The 4,888-nt window shown below is 34.9% G+C and carries 5 protein-coding genes; 4 read left to right on the forward strand and 1 reads right to left on the reverse strand.

Annotation, left to right across the window (positions count from 1 at the left end):
* Positions 1–18: 18 nt before the first annotated feature.
* From NH454_RS21975 to NH454_RS21985, 3 genes are all read left to right on the forward strand, one after another.
* Complete coding sequence (locus NH454_RS21975) at positions 19–537, forward strand: hypothetical protein (RefSeq protein ID WP_063530037.1); 519 nt, start codon at positions 19–21, stop codon at positions 535–537.
* Positions 538–560: 23 nt separating this feature from the next.
* Positions 561–857 (forward strand): hypothetical protein, encoded by a 297-nt coding sequence (locus tag NH454_RS21980; protein WP_063530038.1) that lies wholly within the window; start codon positions 561–563, stop codon positions 855–857.
* A 134-nt stretch (positions 858–991) separates the two neighbouring features.
* Positions 992–1,315, forward strand: a complete 324-nt coding sequence (locus NH454_RS21985) for a hypothetical protein (protein WP_138558980.1) — start codon at positions 992–994, stop codon at positions 1,313–1,315.
* Between the two features lie 71 nt (positions 1,316–1,386).
* Here the strand turns inward: NH454_RS21985 and NH454_RS21990 are convergent, their stop codons facing one another.
* A complete protein-coding gene (locus NH454_RS21990; protein ID WP_063530040.1) occupies positions 1,387–2,520 on the reverse strand; it encodes a hypothetical protein in 1,134 nt (377 codons plus the stop codon).
* Positions 2,521–4,318: 1,798 nt separating this feature from the next.
* Here NH454_RS21990 and NH454_RS21995 point away from each other — a divergent pair.
* Positions 4,319–4,552, forward strand: coding sequence for a hypothetical protein (locus NH454_RS21995; protein WP_235374336.1), 234 nt, complete (start codon positions 4,319–4,321; stop codon positions 4,550–4,552).
* The last annotated feature ends 336 nt before the right edge of the window (positions 4,553–4,888 follow it).

Raw genomic sequence — 4,888 nt, forward strand, 5'->3', positions numbered from 1 at the left:
ATCAACTGCTTGTAACTCATGGTAAATGCTTCTGTTTGTTTGGCGACGATAGAGTACCACCAACAGGCAGTTGATCTCTTCTCACCGTTTAACCATGAGTGGTGCACTTATTATCTGAATTCGGGGGCTGCTGTCGAATTTAAAGCAGATATAACAAGGAAAGGGGTAATTACTATTCGAATTGAGGCAGCTTCTGGAGAAAATAAACGTTATGACTGGAAAAATAAAATTTCCATTCAGCTTACTCAGCTAGGTTTGATTGAATTTCTATGCGCATTTTTATTCATTAAGGAAAGTATTGAGTTAAAGCATTACGGAGCTAAGAATGACAAATCATTAAAGGTTCAATACCAAGAAGGGAAATTGTTTCTGCAAGTATCACAAAAAGGTAAAAAGCTTTGTGGAGTACCTATTCCTATGAATGAAGCAGTACGTATAGGTCTATTTGCACTGGACTCTTATTTGAAAAACTTCGACAACATTAGTGCTGAATTTGCTGTGCAGAATTTTAACCGAGCAGCTAGTTTGGGTCTTTGAGCGCTTGAAAATGGAGGTTGAAGATGATTTTACAAAATGACGATGCTCTAGAAATACCTCATGGTAATTCATCTGTTTGGCGGTATATGAGTACTTGGAAATTTGAACAGTTACTCATAAATTCCACTTTGTTTTTTCCAAACGCTAATGCACTCTCAGATCAATATGAAGTATCTATACCTGAAAGTGTTAAAAACAAAGAAAGAGATGATCTAATTAATGATGGTATTAGTGGGAACAATCTTAACGGTGAATTGGAAGCTTTTTTTGGAACACCAATCCTAAGAAAAACTGTGTCTTTATCAACTGCTGGTCATTAACTCCACATGAGTCATACGCTTTATGGAAGATTTATCTTTCAGGTGAGGCGAATGGGGTTGCCGTTAAAACGTCGGTGAGCAAACTTAAACGCTCAGTGATTAACGGGCAAGACAGTAACCCAGAGCCATTTTATATGGGTAAAGTTAAATATAAAAAACACCTTTGCGATGATAGCCTATCAAGGCTATCACTAATAACAACGAAAAAACCATTTTATGATTTTGAAAAAGAGCTAAGGCTTTTCATATTGAATGATTCACCTCCTGAGAAGAGCTTGGATCAAACTGTTAATTTCATTCAAGGCAAGAGCGTGAAGATTGATGTTAATGAGCTTATTCAAGAAGTGTACATTTCGCCATTTGCTTCGCAAGGTTACATAGATGAGGTAAAACAATTGCTTAAAAAGTATGGTTATTCAAAAGCTTTGATTAAAGAATCTGAAATACTTGATATGTAAAATTGGCTTTAATCCACTGCACTGTTCAACTTTAACAGTGCAGTCCCCATAACCAATATATGTACTGCCCCTTACTGCTCGATTAAAAGAGTTTCAACAACTTCTTCCGTCGTATTGCTTTTGATTCTAATTTTTTTAGCGTGTTTGTTGAGCGACACAATTTCATCACAGAACCCTTCTGTTGGGTATAACGTGTACTTGTAATCGATAACCTTACCTTCATCGTCTTTTACAGCAGCTATATCATACTTCTCTAAAATGCCAGCATTAATAAGGTCTTTCATTGTTGAAGTCATATTTCTGCGAATAGCGATTAAGCGATTTTCAGTGATGTCTTCTGACTCAATAGAGCCAAACTTAATCATTATTCTTACAAGCATGAAGTGATACGTCTTTTCGGGGCTGGCGTATCTAAACAATGTATAAAGTCTGGTTGTAAGCCAACTAGATAAGGTTCTCTTAAATTGTTGCGCCTGGTTAAAGTAATATCCTTTATAAGATACAGTTTCAATTTGCTGAGCCATGTACTCATTAAGAAATACAATGCATCTCTGAGTGCTTGGCCCTTTTTTACCAGAAAAATGAATTGATCCCAGATAAGGCATTTTTGCTTCATTTGTTTCTACTTCACCATTTGAGTTGGTGCTGTAGTTAAAAGACAGTTGACTACCAGACAGGATTAGTAGCGCTTCCTTTAAATCTGGATAAGATAGTGATTGATTAACTGACTTAAGCTCTGCATTTAGTTCATTCATTTTAAAATGAATGGCGTAACGAGTGCCGCTTGCGTTATTAATCTTAGAAATATTGCCTTTCGTAGCAAGAGAAATTAATGCCCTCTCCACTTTTTCTTCGCGGTCAGATGGCCAAGCAACATAGTCTGTTTCTTTACCTTTGATTACAGCTGGTGAGATTTGTAATTCACCGGTGTATTCAACACCATCCAACTTATCAGAAATAGACCGAGAATTAACGAGCCTTTCTGGTGCTTGTCTAATTGGGTATATGGTAGTTTTAACTCTTACAAAACGAGACCATAAATCGTATAGGGGAAAGGTATTTGATAACGAATTAGATTTCAAACCTTCAAAATGCACATCAGTAAAGAGTTTAAGCTGCTCAACCTCAGCGGCTTCCTGAACTACTAACCCTTTGGTGCTGATAGTCTCTGGCAAATTATTTATTGTAAGTTTGTTTTTGCTCATACCGAAATTCCCGCATACTTGAATTTCAAATATATCAAATCGCTATATAAATAACACAGCAAAATGCACCATTATTAAAAAACTCTTTATAATCATTACGATAATAGAGTGTAACTGTGATCTGACTACCTAATTAACCTATTAAAAATAACGTGTAATTGCGATCTGGTCGTTTGAGTAACAGTATGAATAACGTGTAACTGCGATCTGAGTTCAAAACCTACCTATTTGATTAAGGTGTAATTGCGATCTGAGATGAAATTTGAGGCCATAAAATAACGTGTAAATGCGATCTGACACTATAATTGAGCCCATAAAATAGCGTGTAATTACGATCTGGGATAGAAATTGAGGCCGAAAAATAACGTGTAAATGCGATCTGGGATGAAATTTGAGGCCATAGAATAACGTGTAAATGCGATCTGGGATGAAATATGAAGTCATAAAATAACGTGTAAATGCGATCTGACACAAAAATTTAGCTCATAAAATAAAGTGTAAATGCGATCTGAGAAGCTACATAACTACTGAATAACGTGTAATTAGGGTCTGAGATTTATTTTCAGTTTATTATTTCATCAACTTACTTCTGTGTACCCGATGTGAACTTAAAACTATTGGTCAAAAATAAATCGGAAGAATTTGCTCTAAAAAGGACAGAGAAATTACAAAATAAAGTGTAAAACCGATCTGAAAAATAAAACACTTATATTTCAAGTGCTTACAGAATTATATCACGCTTAATTAAAGGTAACGGGCGAAAAAAAACTATTTTCAAATGAAAATTCACTAAACTTCTGTAGTATGTATTCAGGGGGCTGTGAATAACCCACTAAAAAAAGGTGTAATTGCGATCTGAGAAGCGTGCAATTGCGATCTGGTATAGTAATTAGGCCTATTTTCAACCATTTCGAATAAAAAACAAACTGTGATTGTGAATAAAATAAAGTGTAAATGCGATCTTGAGCAATATCTTTGTGGATATTTTACAAGCAGCCCTTTATAACCTGTTGATAATAATATCAATATGAGTACTAATAACGTGTGCTTGCGATCTAAGTAACGTGCAATTGCGATCTAAATAACGTGTAACTGCGATCTCATTTATTTTTTATTATCTTTTATAATCAACAGCTTAAAATCACAATCCACAGCACTAACCTAAAGATCTAACCTATATATTTAACCATCATTATCCTTAATGTTTATTCTTAGCTCTCACAAATCAAATTAAAAACCATTTTTGATACTTAAAAAGAAGTAACTACTCATCGTGTGAGAATTTACAACGAAATTACTAAATGACTCCTAGGTAAAGTTTTCAATTATCTGCCTTTCTTTTTGGTTTGAAAAAGATAAACAATAAGAACCAAATAGGTTAATTGGCTTGCTTTGCTAAGTAATCAACGACCCAAGGAAATACAACGTTACCTAAAAAGATCATATCAATTCATGAATGATGTTGAGAAAATTGTACTGGCCCCAAACTTCATTCGCGTAAACCACAAAAAACCCTAAATCAAAGGAAGTTTTAACAATGCGAGAATTGAATCGATTTATACGTTTGTGAAATTTTCACATTCAAATTGATGATGAAAAACTCTCATTGTATGTCCGGACACATTAAAGAATTAAAAAAATGAACACATTTGGAATCCCATCAAAATGGATTTCTAAACCATTAAATGTATAAGTTATAGGTGCGGGTAGTACAAGATCTGCGTTTTTATCAGAATGTTTTCAGCTTGATTATTTACTGCGAAAGGTAACCAATCATTAAGTTCACTTAGACATCAGTGTGCATAGCGATGATAAAGTTAGTGAATCAAATGTCAGTAGGCAAAGATTTTATCCTGTTGATGTTTGTATAGATAAAGCCAAGGTTAGTGCTGATATGAGACGTTTTTTGCTAATAATCGTGGAAAAATCACCAATATGGTTAGATTTGGGTAACAGACGCTCATCAGGCCAAATTATTTTAGGTCACACTTACGAAGAAGTTAATAAGCTACCCAGTGTGTTTGATTTATAAACCCAATTAGAGAGTGCGAAAGTAAAACCTTTAAAAATAGACCCAGTTTGCTCACAAGTACTAGGTTACAGCTTTTAAGGTTAGCTATTTTTGAACAGCTATTTTTGAATAAGTTTTAACTTGAACTGCCAGGTTTGATTTATAGAGTGTATTAAATCAGACATTGAATAGCCGGTTTGTGCCAATAACAGATTTTCAGGCGTAACACATTTCTGTCGGATAGACGACACCTGTTACCAAGTGTCGCCCTCCTAAGAACCGTACGTGCAACTTTCACTGCATACGGCTCAAGCCTTCACGAAGGCACCTAATTGGTACCCAGCAACTTATAAAGCA

Origin of the sequence: Pseudoalteromonas sp. Ps84H-4, assembly GCF_024124645.1 — a bacterium.
In the GTDB taxonomy this organism is placed as follows: domain Bacteria; phylum Pseudomonadota; class Gammaproteobacteria; order Enterobacterales; family Alteromonadaceae; genus Pseudoalteromonas; species Pseudoalteromonas lipolytica_C.

Excerpts from the sequence above, each read along its gene's own strand:
- NH454_RS21985 (WP_138558980.1), top strand. The coding sequence starts at position 992 with ATGGGTAAAGTTAAATATAAAAAACACCTTTGCGATGATAGCCTATCA.
- NH454_RS21990 (WP_063530040.1), bottom strand. The coding sequence starts at position 2,520 with ATGAGCAAAAACAAACTTACAATAAATAATTTGCCAGAGACTATCAGC.
- NH454_RS21975 (WP_063530037.1), top strand. The coding sequence starts at position 19 with ATGGTAAATGCTTCTGTTTGTTTGGCGACGATAGAGTACCACCAACAG.
- NH454_RS21980 (WP_063530038.1), top strand. The coding sequence starts at position 561 with ATGATTTTACAAAATGACGATGCTCTAGAAATACCTCATGGTAATTCA.